Raw genomic sequence first — 16,123 nt, 5'->3', positions numbered from 1 at the left:
CCGCGACGCCGCCCGCCGCCGCCCCGGCGCCGGCTGCCGCTCACTAAACCACCTCCGCCGGCCCCTCAGGGTCGGACAGGACGCCAGGACCCTCCGCATCGCGGGGGGTCTTTTCGTATGGGGGTTCAGATCCGGCGATATCCCGTCGGCTGGCCGGTCTGCGTCGATCCGATCCGCGCAACAGCCTCGGCAAGCGGCTCGATAGCCGTGGCCATGTGATGGGCGTTGGCGTGCAGGATGGTCTCGGAGTCCAGCATGATCGCCACGTGCCCGCGCCAGAACACCAGATCGCCCCGGGCCAGGCTCTCCACCGGCCGCCCCATCAACGCCTGCTGGTCGGTGTCCCTCGGACAGGCCCGCCCGCAGGCCAGCAGCGCCTGCTGCACCAGGCCCGAGCAGTCCAGCCCCAGGCTCTCGCGCCCGCCCCACAGATAGGGTGTCCCCAGATAACGCTCAGCCACCGCCACGAAGTCGGTCTCGAACCGGCCGATCGGCGTCAGGTGCGCCTCGACGAACCAGCCTGACCCCACGGCCTTCACAAACCGGCCGTCACGGGCCTCGACGCAGATCAGCGACCCCAGGGAATACGGCCCCAGCGCCGGGCTCTTGATGCTGGCCGCCTTGAAGGCGTAGGTCCGGATCGCCGAGATCCGATGGGTTGGCGCCGGGGCCTGCGGCGCGAGATCGGCCTTGGCGACGAAGCCGACATAGCCGTCCCGCCGCGCCTGGCCCCAGCAGAAGCCCGCGTCCGCCTCCAGCACCTCGAAGGTCTCGCCGAACAGCACCTGATCCACCTGCTCGGCCTCGGCGTCCGGGGCGGCGCGCAGCGGCGCCGCGGCCACCACCACCGTCATCGCGACGGGATCGCCATAGACGCCCGCCGCCGCCAGTCCCTCGAGCGACCGGGCGGCGAGACCGGGCCGCGCGAGCGTGTTGCGCGGGTCGAGGCTCACGCGAACCGGGTCCGGATCATCTGGTAGAGGGCGCGGATGGCCTGGGCCTCGCCCCCGGTCGTCCAGCCGGGCCGCCCGCGTGGGTTCCAGGCGAAGATGTCGAAGTGCGCCCAGGGGCCCGTCGGCGCGAACCGCTGCAGGAACAGCGCCGCCGTCACCGAGCCCGCCTGGGCCCAGCCGTCCGGGTCGTTCTTGATGTCGGCGATGTCGCTGTCCAGGGCCTCGACATAGCCCTTCCACAACGGCATCCGCCACATGGGGTCGGAGACCTGCGTCATCGCCACCTCGATCTGGCCCGCCAGTTCGTCGTCGTCGGTATAGAAGGGCGGCAGCTGCGGCCCCAGCGCCGCCCGCGCCGCGCCGGTCAGGGTGGCGAGGTCCAGGGTCAGGTCGGGCTCGAGTTCGGCGGCGCGGGTCAGGGCGTCGGCCAGGATCAGGCGGCCCTCGGCGTCGGTGTTGCCCACCTCGATGGTCAGGCCCTTGCGGCTGTCGAGGATATCGCCCGGCCGCATGGCGTCCCCGGCGATGGCGTTCTCCACGGCGGGAACCAGGATCGTCAACCGCACCGGCAGCTTGGCGGCCATGATCATCCGGCCAAGCCCCAGGACCGCGGCGGCCCCGCCCATGTCCTTCTTCATCTGCCGCATGCCGGCCGAGGGCTTGATGTCCAGCCCGCCGGTGTCGAACACCACGCCCTTGCCCACCAGGACCACCAGCGGCTTGCCGGCCTCGCCCCAGGTCATCTCGATCATGCGCGGCGCGCGGGCCTCCACCGCGGCGCGGCCGACGGCGTGGACGGAGGGGTAGTTGGCCTCCAGCAGACCGTCGCCGGTGATCACGGTGATCGAGGCGCCGTGCTGCTCGGAGATCTCGCGGGCGATGGTCTCCAGCTGCAGGGGGCCCAGGTCGTTGGCCGGCGTGTTGACCATGTCGCGGGCCAGGGCGCAGGCGTGGGCGATGGAATTGACCTCGGCGATATCCACGCCGTCCACCACCAGGCGAGGCTTGTCGCCCGCCTTTTTCTGCTTGTAGCGGTCGAACCGGTAGCTGCCCAAGGCGAAGGCCAGGGCCACCTGCTCGGCTCTGATCCCGGCCGGGGTCACGGCGAGCTTGTAGTCTCCGACCGGCAGCTTGGCCGGCAGACCCCGGAACACCATGAAATCGACCGGGCTGGCCCCCAGGCCGAAGAGCACCCGGTCGATCCCGCCCTCGGTATTGGGCAGGACCAGAATCTGGCCGGCCTTGGCCTTGAACTCCGCGGTCTCGGCGAAGGCCTTCACGAAGGCCGGACGCCCCTCCAGGAAGCCCGCCAGGTCGCCGTCATAAAGGGCGTGGACGGGAACCACGGCGCGGTCGGAGGTCGCAAGGATCACTTCGGTCATGGATCGGCCCTGACGCGGGACGCGGCGCCCGCCTTATGCTTAACGCTTCCTTTAAGGGGCTCTGGGATGGTGTCGAGATCATCTCGGAGCCCGTCTCGTTCATGTGTCGTATGTCGGCGCTCGCCGCAACCGCCCTGACCCTGAGCCTGGTCGCCTTGCCCGCCATGGCCAAGGCGCCCAAGGCCGCGCCGCCCGCTGTCGCCGCCACGCCGGCGACGCCCGAGGGCCCGCGTCCCGCCAGCGCCGAGGAGCGCGGCCTCGCCGCCCGCCTCGATCCCCTGGCCCGCGCCGCCTTCTGGGGTCGGGAAAGCGACCTCGATCCTCGCGACGGCGAGGCCGCTGTCGGCCTGGCCCAGGCCCTGCGCGCCATGGGCAAGTACGAGGACGCCGCCCAGGCCGCCCAGCGCGTGCTGATCACCGATCCGAAGAATGTCGAGGCCCTGCTGGAGGTCGCCCGCGCCCAGGTGGGCCGCGGCCAGGGCTTCTACGCCATCGAGCCGGCCCGCCAGGCCCAGGCGCTCGCGCCCCAGGACTGGCGCGCGCCGTCCCTGCTCGGCGTCGCCTACGACCAGGCCAGCCGCCCCGAGGAGGCGCTGGCCGCCCACCGCCTGGCCGCCCGCCTGGCGCCTGAAAATCCCGCCGTTCTGTGCAACCTGGCGCTCTTCTACGCCAGCCACGGCGACGCGTCGCAGGCCGAGACCTTGCTGCGCTCGGCCGCCGCCAAGCCCGGCGCCACCATGGCGGTGCGCCAGAACCTGGCTCTGGTGCTGGGTCTGCAGGGGCGTTTCGACGAAGCCGAGAAACTGGTCCGTCAGGACCTGCCCCCGGAGGCCGTGACCAACAACATGGCCTTCCTGCGCGCCGCCGCGCCCGGTCCCGCCGGCCCGCCCCGCTCGTGGGATTCGGTGCGGATCGCGCAATAGCGTGACCGCCTGAAGGCCGAACCGGCGCCCGCGCGCGTCCCGCCTGACTCTGAAACCTAGATCACGACCTGCGGCTCACGGCGCAGGCGGAAGCCCGCGCTTTCCCAGGCCCGCATGGCGTTGCGCGCCGGGCGTTCCACCAGGTGGTGGACGACCATGGCCGCCGGGATCACCCCGGCGAACATCACCGCCCAGACCGGCCAGGGCAGCAGGCCCTCGGGCAGGCCCAGGCCCGCCCGCGCCACGCGGGTGAAGACCAGTTCCCAGGGAATGCAGACCATGTAGACGGCGAAGCTGACCTCGCCGAGATAGACGCCGAGCTTCGAGCCCATCAGGTTCGATCCGGTGCTGGCCAGGCTGGCCAGGGCCAGGATCAGGCCGCCGAACAGCAGCACCATGAGGAGGTCGGGCGTCTCGAGGGCCGCGCCCGCGACAATCGCCGCCAGCAGACCGCCGGTCAGCAGCTTGGCGCCGAGGGGAGAGGTCACCGCCTTGTTGCGCCAGAGGAGGTAGACGGCGCAGCCGAGCGCGAAGCACGGCACGATCCGCAGCGCGCCCCAGGCGGTGGTCGCCTCGGTGAGCGGGTGGCCGGCGAAGCGTGGGAAGATCAGGTTCAGCGCCACCACCAGCAGGGCGGCCAGGCCGGTCGCAATCCAGGGCCTCTTCCGCAGCGGCCAGAACACCATCGCGAAGGCCGGGAAGGATACATAGGCGAACCACTCGGCCGAGATCGACCAGGAGGGATGGTTCCAGCCCCCGGCCTGCCCCAGGCCCCAGGCCTGCAGCAGCAGCAGTTGAGCCGGCAGCGAGCTCCAGACCACCACATTGTCGCCGGCCTCGAACCCCGCCGCCGAGGCGCCGGCGATCAGCAGGGCCAGCCCCGCCAGCACGGCCAGATGCACCGGATAGATCCGCGCCAGCCGCGCCCACAGGAAGCTGCCATAGGAGAACCGCTTCTCGCCGAAACTCTGCAGATAGACGTGGGAGAGGATGAAACCGGAGAGCACGAAGAACAGCTCGACCCCCAGATAGCCCTTCTCCACCGCGCCGGGCCGGGCGCCGGCCACCAGCAGCGGCCAATAGTGATAGAGCACCACCCAGGCTGCGGCGAAGATCCGCAGGGTGGTTAGGGGTTTGAGGTTCTCTGGCCGTGGCATGGCGCCAGTCTGGGGCCCAACGCCTCAAGGGCGGGTAAACAACCCGCCTACTGGGCGACCATGTCCTGAACCTTGATCACGGCGGGTCCCAGGATGACGATGAACAGCACCGGCAGGAAGAACAGGATCATCGGCACGGTCAGCTTGGCCGGCAGCTGGGCGGCCTTCTTCTCGGCATAGGCCAGCCGCATGTCGCGGTTTTCCTTGGCCATCACCCGCAGCGCTGCGCCCAGCGGGGTGCCGTAGCGCTCGGCCTGGATCATGGCCGTGGTCACCGAGCGGATGCCCGGATGATTGGTCCGCATCGCCAGGCCCTCATAGGCCATCCGGCGTTCGGGCAGGTACGAGATCTCGGCCGTCAGCAGGGTCAGCTCCTCGGCCAGTTCAATGGAGGTGCCGCCGATCTCCTGGCTGACCTTCTGGATCGCCGCCTCGATGGACATCCCTGATTCCACGCAGATCAGCAGCAGGTCGAGGCTGTCGGGGAAGGCGCCGACGATGCTCTCGCGGCGCTTCTGGGCGATGTTGGAGATGTAGATGTTGGGGGCGTAGTACCCCAGCGTCAGGCCCACGAAGCAGCAGACCACGCGGTTCATCGGCGGCATGCCGAAATCATTGATCAGGAACAGGTACAGCGCCGCCGTCACCGCGAAGACGAAGGGCAGGATGAAGCGGAAGAAATAGAAGGTCGAGACCGGTCGCGGACCCCGGAAGCCGGCCTGGGCCAGCTTCTGCACGACCTTGGGATCCTCCAGCAGCCGCGAGAGCTGCAGGCGATCGACGACCTTCTTGTACAGCCCCTCGTCGGTATGCCGCAGGGTGCCGCCGCCGTTGCTCTTCACCGCCAGGGCCTCGCGCGACTTGCGCCGCAGTTCCTCGCGCCGGGTGGAGACCGACTTCAGCCGGGTTTCCAGGGTCGAGCGGCTGATCATCGGCGTGGCGATGGAGACGATGGTGGCGAAACACACCAGGGCCACGAAGACGGCCAGCAGGTTGTCGGGATCGGTCAGGGCCTGGAGCAGATTCATCGCACTGGCCCCCTAGATCTTGAAGTTGATCATCTTGCGCATCGTGAAGATGCCCAGGGCCATCCAGAAGCCGCCGACCATGAACATCATGTGCCCGCGCGGATCGCTGAACATCGGCGCCATATAGGCCGGCGCCGTCAGGCTGATCAGGGCCACGACGCCCGGCGGCAGCGAGCCGATGATGAAGGCCGAGGCCACGGCCTCCCCCGACATCGCCTTGATCTTCTCACGCATCAGCTTGCGCGCCCGGATCACCGTCGACAGGTTTCCCAGGGCCTCGGCCAGGTTGCCCCCGGTCTTGGCCTGGATGGCCAGCACGATGGAAAAGAACCGCACCTCCGGCGTCGGCATGCGGGCGTACATCTTGTCCAGAGCCTGATCGACGGAGACCCCCATGCCGATGGCCTCCACCAGACGCTTGAACTCCCCGGCCAGGGGCTCGGCGGTCTCCTGGGCGATGACCCTCAGGCTGTCATGCACCGGCAGACCCGAGCGGATGCCGCGCGTGATGATGTCCATGCCGTCGGGAAAGGCCTCGGTGAACTGCTTGGTGCGCCGCGCGCCCAGGAACCCGAGCACCCAGCGCGGCAGCCCAAAGCCTGCGGCGAAGCCGAGGCCCAGGCCGATCAGCGGCTTCTGGCCCAGCAACATGACCACGCCCATCACCACCAGGCCGACGATCCCGCAGATGATCCAGAAACCGCGGACATTGTCGGGCAGTCCGGCCTGCTGCAGCTTGGCGGCGACGGTCAGGGTCGCCTTCTTCTGCTGCTTCTCCTGCTCGCGCAGGGTCTTGAGAATCTGGCGGCGGCGGGTGTCCTGGGCGTTGACGACCGGGCGGCGGCCGCCGCGCGCGGCCGGAACGCCCCCGCCGACGATGGCCTGGGCGCGCTTCAGCGTCCGCGCCTGGCCACTGCTCGGGGCCGCCAGCGCCAGGCCCAGGCCCGCGATCAGCAGAAAGCCCAGCACGGCCGCCAGGACGGTGATGATCGTGCCGGCCATGACCTATTCCGAGGCGTCGAGGGCTTCCGCCAGCTCGCGCTCCAGGCCGTAGTAGCGGGCGCGATCCCAGAACCGAGGGCGCGCGATGCCGGTGGAGCGGTGACGGCCGACGACGTTGCCGTCGGCGTCTTCGCCGGTGATTTCGTAGACGAACAGGTCCTGGGTGATGATCACGTCGCCTTCCAGCCCCACCACCTCGGTGATGTGGGTGATGCGGCGCGAGCCGTCGCGCAGGCGGGCGGCCTGGATGATCACGTCCACCGAGCCCACGATCATCTCGCGGATGGTGCGTGAGGGCAGGCCATAGCCGCCCATGGTGATCATCGATTCCACCCGGCTGATGGCCTCACGCGGGGAGTTGGCGTGCAGGGTGCCCATGGAGCCGTCGTGGCCGGTGTTCATGGCCTGCAGCAGGTCGAAGGCCTCTGGGCCACGGACTTCGCCGACGATGATCCGTTCAGGGCGCATCCGCAGGCAGTTCTTCACCAGGTCACGCATGGTGATCTGGCCCTGGCCCTCCAGGTTGGGGGGCCGGGTTTCCAGCCGCACCACGTGGGGCTGCTGCAGCTGCAGTTCGGCGGCGTCCTCGCAGGTCACCACCCGCTCGGTGGGGTCGATGAAGGCCGTCAGGGTGTTGAGCAGGGTGGTCTTGCCCGAGCCCGTGCCGCCCGAGATGATCAGGTTGCAGCGGCAGGCGCCGATCACCCCCAGAACCCGCGCCCCCTCGGGGCTGATGGACGCGTAGTCCACCAGGTTCTTCATGGTCAGCTTGTCTTTCTTGAACTTCCGGATCGTCAGGGTCGGCCCGTCCAGAGACAGGGGCGGGGCGATGACGTTGACCCGCGAGCCGTCGGGCAGGCGCGCGTCGCAGATCGGCGAGCTTTCATCGACCCGGCGGCCGACCTGGCTGACGATCCGCTGACAGATGTTCATCAGCTGGGCGTTGTCACGGAAGCGGACATTGGTGAGCTGCACCTTGCCCGCCACTTCGATGAATACCCGGCCGGCGCCGTTGACCATGATGTCAGCGATGTCGTCGCGGGCCAGCAGCGGCTCCAGCGGCCCGTAGCCCAGGACGTCGTTGATGATGTCCTGGACGAGCATGTCCTGCTCGGCCACCGACATGGAGACATTCTTGATCGCCACCAGCTCGGCGACAATGTCGCGGATCTCCTCCCCGGCCTGTTTGACGTCCAGCTGGGCGAGCTGCGCCAGGTCGATGGTGTTGATCAGGGCGTTGAAGATCGTGGTCTTGGTGGCGTGGTAGTAGTCGGTCTGCTCGCGCACCACCTGGGTGGTGGGGGCGGGTCCCTGGGCGGCGCGAAGTTGTTCGAAGGCCAGCGTCGGCTTGGGTCCCGCCGTGGCCTGGCCGCCGGCCCGCTGCATCTCCGGGGCGCCCTTGACCGGGGCGGTGGAGGGGGCTGGCGCTTCAGAGGGGTCGATCCGCTGCGGCCGCGTGGCGATGGCCACGCCGTCCGCCGCCGGCGGCGGCGGAGCCTTACTGGCGGCGGGGGCATCGCCGTCTGTGGGACGCTTACCGAACATCTACTTCCGCTTGAACAGGCTGCTGAACAGGGAGGTCTTCTGGGTCGGCGGCGGATCACGCCGGGCGATCTGCTGAGCCAGGTAGTCGATGCCCTCGGCGGCGCGGGACTTGGGCGCCACCTCGCACAGCATCTGGCCGTTGTTGGCCGCCTGGCCAAACAGCTTGGGATCGAAGGGCAGGCTGAGGGACGGCGTCAGGCCAAGCGCCTCGCCGAAATCCTTCACCGGAATTTCCGGCCGGCCGGGTACGCCCACCTGATTCAGCACCAGCCGTGGCGGGGCGTCGTTGGGCCGGGCGCGGCGCACCAGGTCGATCATGTTCTTGGCGTTGCGCAAGGACGCCAGGTCCGGCGTCGCCACGATCACCAGATCGTCGGAGGACAGCAGTATCTTGCGCGTCCAGGCGGTCCACAGGTGCGGCAGGTCCAGCACCACGAAGGGGGCGGCCGAACGGATCTTCTGGGTGACCTCGTCATAGGCTTCCGCGCCGATGTCGTAGTCGTTGTCCAGGGTGGCCGGCGCGGCGAACAGCGACAGCCGCTCGGTGCAGCGGGCCATCATCCGGTCCATCAGCACCGGATCAAGCCGGTCGGGCTGGCTCAGGGCGTCGGCGACCCCCTGCAGCGGGTCCTGATTGAAATCGAGGCCGGCGGTGCCGAAGGCCAGGTCGAGGTCCACCAGCACCGCGCCGGTGTGCAGCCGCTCGGTGATCGAATAGGCCACATTGTGGGCCACGGTGGAGGCGCCCGAGCCCCCCTTGGCGCCGCAGAAGGCGATCTGGCGGCCGACGAACGGCGCGGACGGATCGGCGTAGAGGCTGGTGACCGTGCGGACCACCTGCAGCGGGTTGAGCGGCGGAACCAGGTACTCGCTGACCCCGCGGCGCATCAGTTCGCGATAGAGGGCGATGTCGTTGGCCGCCCCGATCACCACCACCTTGGTGCCGGGATCACAGACCTCGGCCAGCTGGTCGAGCTGGGCGATCAGCTGCGGCGCAGGGTCAAGGCTCTCCACCATCACCAGGGAGGGGGTGGGCTGGTTCTGATAGACCTCGAAGGCGCCCGTCAGGCCGCCCATGCGCACCACGACGGCGGCGCGCGCCATGCGGCGGTCGGCGGCCGCCCGTTCCACCAGGTCGGCGGTCTCGGGTTGGGCGCAGAAGACGTGGATGGTGATGCGCGGCAGGGTGTGTTCGCCCAGCGCGGCTTCCGCCCCTGCGATCATCTCATGCACGGGATTGGGCGCATGGACGCGCGGCGGCTCGGGCTGATGCAGATCGTCCGACAGCGGATCGCCACCGCCGAAGTCGCGGACATCCGGCTCCCGGGCCGGCGGGAAGTTGGCGAAGGGATCCGCGCCGCCGGCTGGCGACATGGGCGTCTCGCGCCAGGCGTCGCTCGACGGCGAGGTGAACTCGTCGGTGGCCTCGAACTCAAGCTCGAAGGGGTCGTGACCCGGATTGGAGGTCATGCGCGCGCCATCACTTGGCCACCGAGGAGACGGTGCCCTTGGCCTGATCGTCCGCAGCCGAGGAGGTCACCTCGCCCTTGCGATACTTGTCCAGGGCGAAGACCCGGCGCTGGGCGTCGGACGGACCAAGGTCCGCGGGCTGCACGAGATCGGCCGGGTTGGCGATCTGGGCGGCCATGTTGGCGGTGACCGCGCAGCCGAAATTGGGCTGCACCTCGTTACGGGACGAGTGCGAGATGTTGGTCCATTGCAGGCCACAGCGCGGAACCACGGCCTGGTAGCTGGTGTAGGCGATCCGCACCGGAGCCCCGGCCTCGGCGGCGGCATCGTAGCCGGTCATGACGATCAGGCTCGGCGAAACGCCCTGGCCCAGCAGGAAGCTGCGCGTCGCCTCACCGGCCCGGTAGGCCGAGCTGGGGTCGGCGCCGGCCGCCGGCGTCTGGATGGTGATCGCCCCGCCCCCGGCGTCGCGCCAGGTGTCGAGGAAGGCGATGAGCGCATCGGCCTGGTTGGACGACAGACCCTGGGCATGGACCGCCAGGGCCAGGGTCTCGGCCTGGGCGGCGGCGGTGGCCTTGAAGTGCTCGGTGGGGGTGCGGGCCTCCGTCAGACGATCGGGCGCGCGATTGGTGGCGCAGGCCGAAAGGCACAGCGCCGCCAGGACCACGGAGGTTTTCAGCAAGCTGCTCATTCGATCACGTAGCCGTAGGGCCCCTGATAGGCGCGGGCCGCCTGGGCCTGCGGGTTGGCCTTGTAGGCCTTGGTCAGTTCGCCCATCAGCAGGGTCGAGGCGTCGCTCGAGATCCTCATGCCGTCCACCGGCGTCTGCAGGCGGTCGGGACTGGTGGGCGTGACGATGTAGGGGGTGACGATCACCACCAGCTCGGTCTCTCCGCTCAGATAGTCGCGGCTGCGGAACAGGGCGCCCAGCACCGGCAGGGTGGTCATGCCAGGCAGGCCGTCGAGGTTCTGCTTGGTCTTCTCCTGCAGCAGCCCCGCGATCATCATCGAGCCGCCCGAGGGCAGCTCCACGCTGGTCTCGGCGCGGCGGACGCTGAGCGCCGGAATGCTGAGGGTTGTGTTGGTGGCGGCGCTGGTGACCGAGAAGGCTCCCGTGCTGCTCAGCTCAGAGACCTCGGTGGAGATCTTCAGGGCGATGCGGCCCTGAGACATCACCAGGGGGGTGAAGCCCAGGCCCACGCCGAAGGGCTTGAACTCGACGGTGATCTTGCCGTCCTGGTCCTGGGCCACCGGCACCGGGAATTCGCCGCCGGCCAGGAACTTGGCCGACTCGCCCGAAACCGCCGTCAGGTTGGGCTCGGCCAGCATGCGGATCAGGCCGACGCGTTCGAAGGCCTTCAAGGTCGCCTCGCCCTTGTTCAGGCCCGGGTCGCCCGCCGTGGTCCGGTTCACCGAGAGCGGGTCGTTGCGGTCGACGAAGTCGAAATTCTGGCGGGTGTATTCGGTGTGATAGGTGCCGGTTGCGGAATCGTAGACCTGGGTGGCCACCGGCACGCTGCGGCTGATCACTGGGGTCTGGGTGGTGTCGGCCTTGTAGCCGGCGGAAATCCCCCCCAGCAGCGCGCCATTGACCGCGAAGCTGGCCGCGGTGCCCAGCAGGTACTGCGGTTCGCCCAGCTGGTTCAGCACCGCGCTCAGATTGAAGCCCAGCTGCTTGATGACGTTGCGCTGCATCTCCACGATGCGGACCTTCAGCATCACCTGGTCCTTACCGGCGATGCTCAGCATGTTCAGCACCTGATCGGGCTTCTCCACCGAGGCGCGGGCGATCTGCACCGCCTTGTCGGCGTCGCCGAGATTGGCCACCTGGCCCGACAGGATGATGCTGGACCGGATGCCGTCCACCTGGACCCGGGCGCCGGGCAGGATGCGGTTGATGGTCTGGGCGATGGCCGAGGTGTCCTGGTCGATGCGGACGTCCAGCGACAGGATGCGACGGCCCGTGCCGTCGAAGAAGACGGCGTCGGTCTGGCCCTGCTTGACCCCCAGGATGAAGATCCGGCGCGGCGTGCGCAGCATGGCCTCGGCCACGTCGGGATTGGTCACCAGCACATCGCGGGCGTCCACCGGCAGCTCGATGATGGCCGACTTGCCCACCGGCACCGACAGGGACTGCACCGCCCCGCCGGTTTGCGAAAGATCGACCCGGACCACGGCGGCGCCGGTGGTCAGGCCGCCCTGGGCGTGGGCGGCGCCGGCCAGGCTGGCGGCGGCGGCGAGAAGAAGGGCTGCGAAGAGGGCGCGCGGGTTCATCGGACAAGCACCTCGCTGGCGGAGCCGCCGCGGTAGACCCGGAGGCCCTGTCCGCCTCGCTTGCCCGGCACGCCCCGCGCCGCCGAGCCCCCCAGGTCGGCGTAGGAGCGCAGGGCCAGTTGCATCTCGCCCTGGGCCTTGCCGCGCGACAGCACCTCGGCGTCGGCGGCGGGGACCTCCAGAACGGCCACGGCGCCGACGATGGTGCGGGCGTCCTTCTCGGGATCGGTCTTCTGGTCGATGGCCAGGACGCGCAGGTTGCGCATCAGGGTCTCGGAGACCCAGGTGCGGCCGTCGGCGGCCTGCTTGCTCTGCAGCACATCCACCCGGTCGCCCGGCAGGATGAAGCCGCCGGCGGCGGTCTCGGCGTTGATCGGAATGCTCATGGCCCGCATGCCCGGCAGCAGCACCACGGCCATGTAGCCGCTCTGCCCGCCGCGCACGACCTTGCGCGCGATCACCGGCTCACCCTTGAGCATCGGTTCCTTGACGATGGCCCCGTCGAAGGCGGCCATCGGGCCCTGGGCCATCATGGCCGTCGTGGTCTGGGCGGCCTTCTGGGCCACCTGCTTGGCGGTGGTGTCGGCGACGGGGGCCGGGGCCGCGCCGTCGGTGACGAAATTGGGGTTGAGCGCCTCGATGGGCCAGGGCTGCCAGGTCATGTCGGTGGTCGACAGCCGCGCGCCGACCGGCAGGTCGCGGCCGGCCACCAGGACATTGGCCATCGGCTTGGCGGGCGCGGCGGCGACCACCACCGGCGCCGGCGGCTTCTTCGGGGCCACCATGCCGCGCACGAAGAACGCCAGCACGATGGCGACGATGGCGGCGACGGCGAAGATGGCGATGCGGACGGCGCCCATGAACGACTACTCGAGGTTCCCGCGAACGAGACCGGGGTGACTGACGGGCGCCCTGCGATCCGCGCGGGCGCACACGATTCGAAATTCCGACCTTCTGCCGGCGCATCGCTTTTGGGGCCCGCATGGTTAACGCGGGCTAAAGGAAGTCCGTCAGGACAGTCCGGGGAACGCCGCCATCAGGGCGCTGACCGGGAAGGCGGCCAGGGCGCCGACCGCGATCGCCACGCCGTACGGCACATTCTCGCCGGGCGTGGCCAGGCGGCCGAACCAGGCCGGGCCGTTCAGGACATAAGGCCGCACCCACATCGAGCGCAGGGCCAGCAGGCCCATGGCCAGGGCCCCGCCGGCCACACCGGTGACCAGCAGATAGGTGGCGAAGGCCGGCCAGCCGAGCCAGAGGCCCGCCGCGGCGAACAGCTTGGCGTCGCCGCCGCCGATCCAGCCGAGGGAGAACATCACCATCCCCATGACCAGGGCGATTGCGCCGATGCCCGCCTGCATGCCGATGGCCGACGGGGTGAGGCCGAGCGCGAAGGCTGTGGGGAAGAAGACCAGGATCAGCGCCCCGGAGATCCAGTTGGGGATCGTGTAGCTGGTGGCGTCGCGCAGGGCGCCCACGATCACCAGGGCGGGGAAGAGCGAGAGCAGGGCGGCCTGGAGCAGGGGCATGGGCGGGAGACCATCTGGCGGGGTTCAGACCTGATCCTGCCGCCTTTGGGTGAACGGGAGGTTTCAGACAGCGAAAGGGCCGCGGCGCTTTCGCACCGCGGCCCCCGCAATGTTTCGGAGCTAGCCGCCTATTGCGGCATCGCCGTGCCGATCTTGGTGAAGGTGCCGGCGATCTTGCCCTGCAGGGTGTTCATCGCGGTGATGAGCACGACGGCGATCAGAGCCGCGATCAGGCCATACTCGATGGCCGTGGCGCCGGATTCATCCTTCAGGAAGCGCGTGACGAACTTGGACATGGTGTTCTCCTTGGAAAAGTTGCGAACCAGTTGGTGAGTGAGGGACCAAGTCACCGACCTGCTCGCCCCGAATTGCAGGATCAAATTGCGCCCCCTCGCTTAATGTCGAGTAAACACGAAAGTATTCGCAGGAAAGTTTCTATGGTTTACTTTCGTTTACTGTGAACACCGATTAACCATGCAACCTGAATCGCGCCGGAATCGGGGTTTTTGCATAATGATTCTCGCGCGCGCGTGAGTCGGTCTTTCTTCAACCTTTCTTGACCATTCCCGGCGAGGTTGGAGGCCAAGTTTTTTTCAGGTCCCACCATGCGCCGCCCGCTTCTCGCCGCCGCCCTCGCCCTCCTGACCCTCGCGGCCCAGGTTTCCGCCGCCGGCGCGGCGACGATTTCGGCGGTGATGGACCAGGGCGTCCGCATCACCCTGCCGGCCGGAGCGCGCGATGTGATGGTCGGCAACCCCGCCATCGCCGACATCAATGTCGTCGACAGCCGCACCGCCGTCGTCCAGGGCCGCGCCTACGGGGTCACCAACCTGATGGTCATCGACGCCCGCGGCCGCACCATCCAGAACAGCCAGATCGTGGTCTCCGCGCCCGAGGTGAACCGCGTCGCGATCTATCGCGGCCCCGGCGCCGGCGCCGGCCAGGCCAATGTCGCCAACTATTCCTGCGGCCCCCGCTGCGAGCGCACTCCGATGCCGGGCGAGGTCGAGACCGAATACAACCGCTACGCCATCGGCTTCACCAGCTACGCCATGCGCGCCGCCGAGGCCCGCCGCGCCGTCGCCCAGAACGGCCAGTAGCCCGCCGGCTGGAAAGTCCGGCGGGCCTTAAACCTCCGATTCAGCAGACCGCGCTATCCTGGAGGCGAAGATCCCCTCGAGGACGTCATGAGCCGCCGCGTCGTTGCCTTCCAGAACCTGCTGCTGCGGTTCGCCGCCGCCCGGCGGGGGACCACGGCGATCGAGTTCGCCATCATCGCCCTGCCCTTCTGCGTCATGATGTTCGGCATCATCGAGCTGGGCATGGTGTTCCTGGTCTCGGTGACCCTGCAGAACGCCACCGACAACGCCGCGCGCCAGATCCGCACCGGCCAGTTCCAGACCAGCGGCTCGAACGCCAAGGGCGACTTCAAGACCCAGGTCTGCAACCGCATGGCCTGGCTGGCCACGCCGTGCGCCGGCAAGCTCACCGTGGCGGTGCAGACCTTCTCCGACTTCACGGCCGCCAGCGGCGACAGCGCCACCGCCGGCACGTCCTGGACCCCGGCGGCGGCGGCGGCCACCTGCTTCTCCACCGGCGCGCCCGGCGACATCGTCCTGGTGCGCTCCTACTACGAATGGGACGTCTTCACCCCGCTGCTCAGCAAGTCGCTGGTGAACATGGGTTCGGCCTCCAACAAGCGGCTCATCTCCACGGTCGCCACCTTCCGCAACGAACCCTATTCCACAGCCACCCCGGTGGGCGCGAAATGCAGTTGAGACGTCTGATCAAGGACCGCCGCGGCGCCGCGGCCGTGGAGTTCGCCTTCATCGCGCCGGTGATGATCCTGATGTATTACGGCCTGGCGGAGCTGACCCAGGGCATGATGGCCGACCGTCGCGCCAGCCACGTGGCCTCGGCCATCGGCGACCTGGTGGCCCAGGACACGGCCATCAACACCGGCGAGATGAACGACATCTTCAATGTGGGCAAGGCGATCATCGCGCCCTTCCCCACCGCCGGCCTGTCCATGCGCGTCACCTCGATCCGCAAGGACGCCAACGGCGCGATCCAGGTCATGTGGTCCAAGAGCTCCGGCTCGATGGGGGTCCTGACCACCGTGTCCAGCGTCCCCGCCGGCCTGATCACCAACAATGAAAGCGTGATCCTCGCCGAGGCCAGCTACGTCTACAACTCGACGACCAAACAGGTCCTGCCCAACGCCCTGACCTTCTCCCAGAAATACTACCTCAAGCCCCGCAAGACCGCCCAGGTCGCCTGGAGCACGAGCTAGTCCGTTCAACCCCGCTTATCCCGGCGCAGGCCGGGATGAACGGAGCGGGGGAGCCTCTAGCCCACCCCTCGCGCGATCTCCGCGACACGGGGCGAACCGGGCAGCGCGCGCCCGTCCAGGCTCACCACCGCGCGCACCCCGATCAGGCTGTTGGTCAGGAACATCGCCTCCGCGCCCTCCAGGGCCTCAAGCCCCGCCGCGACCTCGGTGACCTCGACCGCCGCCATCACCGCCCGCCGCACGATCCCGTCCAGCACGCCGCAGGCCAGGGCCGGGGTGAAGACCTCGCCGGCGGCGATCCAGAAGAGGTTGGCCGCCGCCGCGCAGGCGATCTGACCCTGCCCATTGCGCATCACCGCCTCGTCGGCCCCGGCGCCCGTGGCCTCGCGCCGCGCCAGCACATTGTCCAGATAGGAGAGCGTCTTCAGCCGCGAGGCCGGTGACCCCTCATTGCGGCGCACCGTGCTGACGATCAGCCGCGCAGGGGTCGACACAACGACGGACGCCGCCGCGGTGGCCCACAGCCGGGGCGCGGGCGCGTCGGGCCGGTCCAGGCCGCGCCCCGGC

17 protein-coding genes are annotated in these 16,123 nt (G+C 69.2%); 4 read left to right on the top strand and 13 right to left on the bottom strand.

Translation table 11 applies throughout. The annotated features are described in order from the left end of the window. Positions 1–125 precede the first annotated feature (125 nt). Positions 126–953: an NlpC/P60 family protein gene (locus AAC997_RS19430; RefSeq protein ID WP_340647356.1), complete on the bottom strand. Its 828-nt coding sequence runs from the start codon at positions 951–953 to the stop codon at positions 126–128. Beyond that, entirely contained in the window at positions 950–2,335 is a 1,386-nt protein-coding gene (locus AAC997_RS19425) for a M17 family metallopeptidase (protein ID WP_340647355.1), read from the bottom strand. Before AAC997_RS19425 ends, AAC997_RS19430 begins: the two co-directional genes overlap by 4 nt. Before the next feature lie 101 nt (positions 2,336–2,436). Between AAC997_RS19425 and AAC997_RS19420 the strand changes: the two genes are divergently transcribed. Continuing rightward, complete coding sequence (locus AAC997_RS19420) at positions 2,437–3,258, top strand: tetratricopeptide repeat protein (RefSeq protein ID WP_340647354.1); 822 nt, start codon at positions 2,437–2,439, stop codon at positions 3,256–3,258. A gap of 56 nt (positions 3,259–3,314) precedes the next feature. Here the strand turns inward: AAC997_RS19420 and AAC997_RS19415 are convergent, their stop codons facing one another. The 10 genes from AAC997_RS19415 to AAC997_RS19370 all read right to left on the bottom strand — a co-directional run bounded on the left by AAC997_RS19415 (position 3,315) and on the right by AAC997_RS19370 (position 13,559). After that, the gene (locus AAC997_RS19415) at positions 3,315–4,415 is read right to left on the bottom strand and encodes an acyltransferase (RefSeq protein WP_340647353.1); all 1,101 of its coding nucleotides are present in this window, start codon (positions 4,413–4,415) and stop codon (positions 3,315–3,317) included. Positions 4,416–4,462: 47 nt separating this feature from the next. Beyond that, a complete protein-coding gene (locus AAC997_RS19410; protein ID WP_340647352.1) occupies positions 4,463–5,443 on the bottom strand; it encodes a type II secretion system F family protein in 981 nt (326 codons plus the stop codon). A 12-nt stretch (positions 5,444–5,455) separates the two neighbouring features. Then, positions 5,456–6,433: a type II secretion system F family protein gene (locus AAC997_RS19405; RefSeq protein WP_340647357.1), complete on the bottom strand. Its 978-nt coding sequence runs from the start codon at positions 6,431–6,433 to the stop codon at positions 5,456–5,458. A 15-nt stretch (positions 6,434–6,448) separates the two neighbouring features. After that, positions 6,449–7,990, bottom strand: coding sequence for a CpaF family protein (locus AAC997_RS19400; RefSeq protein WP_340647351.1), 1,542 nt, complete (start codon positions 7,988–7,990; stop codon positions 6,449–6,451). Further along, positions 7,991–9,460, bottom strand: coding sequence for a CpaE family protein (locus AAC997_RS19395; RefSeq protein ID WP_340647350.1), 1,470 nt, complete (start codon positions 9,458–9,460; stop codon positions 7,991–7,993). It abuts the gene before it with no gap. A gap of 10 nt (positions 9,461–9,470) precedes the next feature. Beyond that, positions 9,471–10,151: a CpaD family pilus assembly protein gene (locus AAC997_RS19390; protein ID WP_340647349.1), complete on the bottom strand. Its 681-nt coding sequence runs from the start codon at positions 10,149–10,151 to the stop codon at positions 9,471–9,473. Further along, positions 10,148–11,734, bottom strand: a complete 1,587-nt coding sequence (locus tag AAC997_RS19385; RefSeq protein ID WP_340647348.1) for a type II and III secretion system protein family protein — start codon at positions 11,732–11,734, stop codon at positions 10,148–10,150. Before AAC997_RS19385 ends, AAC997_RS19390 begins: the two co-directional genes overlap by 4 nt. After that, positions 11,731–12,594: a Flp pilus assembly protein CpaB gene (gene cpaB, locus AAC997_RS19380; RefSeq protein ID WP_340647347.1), complete on the bottom strand. Its 864-nt coding sequence runs from the start codon at positions 12,592–12,594 to the stop codon at positions 11,731–11,733. The genes AAC997_RS19385 and cpaB overlap by 4 nt, the downstream gene beginning before the upstream one ends. Positions 12,595–12,744: 150 nt before the next feature. Continuing rightward, entirely contained in the window at positions 12,745–13,263 is a 519-nt protein-coding gene (locus tag AAC997_RS19375; RefSeq protein ID WP_340647346.1) for a prepilin peptidase, read from the bottom strand. A gap of 128 nt (positions 13,264–13,391) precedes the next feature. Next, on the bottom strand, positions 13,392–13,559 hold the full coding sequence (locus AAC997_RS19370) for a Flp family type IVb pilin (RefSeq protein WP_215343109.1): 168 nt from the start codon (positions 13,557–13,559) through the stop codon (positions 13,392–13,394). A gap of 309 nt (positions 13,560–13,868) precedes the next feature. Between AAC997_RS19370 and AAC997_RS19365 the strand changes: the two genes are divergently transcribed. From AAC997_RS19365 to AAC997_RS19355, 3 genes are all read left to right on the top strand, one after another. Next, positions 13,869–14,363, top strand: coding sequence for a pilus assembly protein N-terminal domain-containing protein (locus tag AAC997_RS19365; RefSeq protein ID WP_340647345.1), 495 nt, complete (start codon positions 13,869–13,871; stop codon positions 14,361–14,363). A gap of 87 nt (positions 14,364–14,450) precedes the next feature. Further along, entirely contained in the window at positions 14,451–15,041 is a 591-nt protein-coding gene (locus AAC997_RS19360; protein ID WP_340647344.1) for a TadE/TadG family type IV pilus assembly protein, read from the top strand. Beyond that, on the top strand, positions 15,032–15,556 hold the full coding sequence (locus AAC997_RS19355; protein ID WP_340647343.1) for a TadE/TadG family type IV pilus assembly protein: 525 nt from the start codon (positions 15,032–15,034) through the stop codon (positions 15,554–15,556). The genes AAC997_RS19360 and AAC997_RS19355 overlap by 10 nt, the downstream gene beginning before the upstream one ends. 56 nt (positions 15,557–15,612) lie before the next feature. On the opposite strand, the gene AAC997_RS19350 is transcribed toward AAC997_RS19355, so the two are convergent. Beyond that, a partial coding sequence (locus tag AAC997_RS19350; protein WP_340647342.1) for an aminotransferase class IV occupies positions 15,613–16,123 on the bottom strand: 511 nt, incomplete at its 5' end.

The organism is Phenylobacterium sp., assembly GCF_037968635.1.
GTDB lineage: Bacteria > Pseudomonadota > Alphaproteobacteria > Caulobacterales > Caulobacteraceae > Phenylobacterium.
This window is presented reverse-complemented; position numbering and strand designations above follow the sequence as displayed.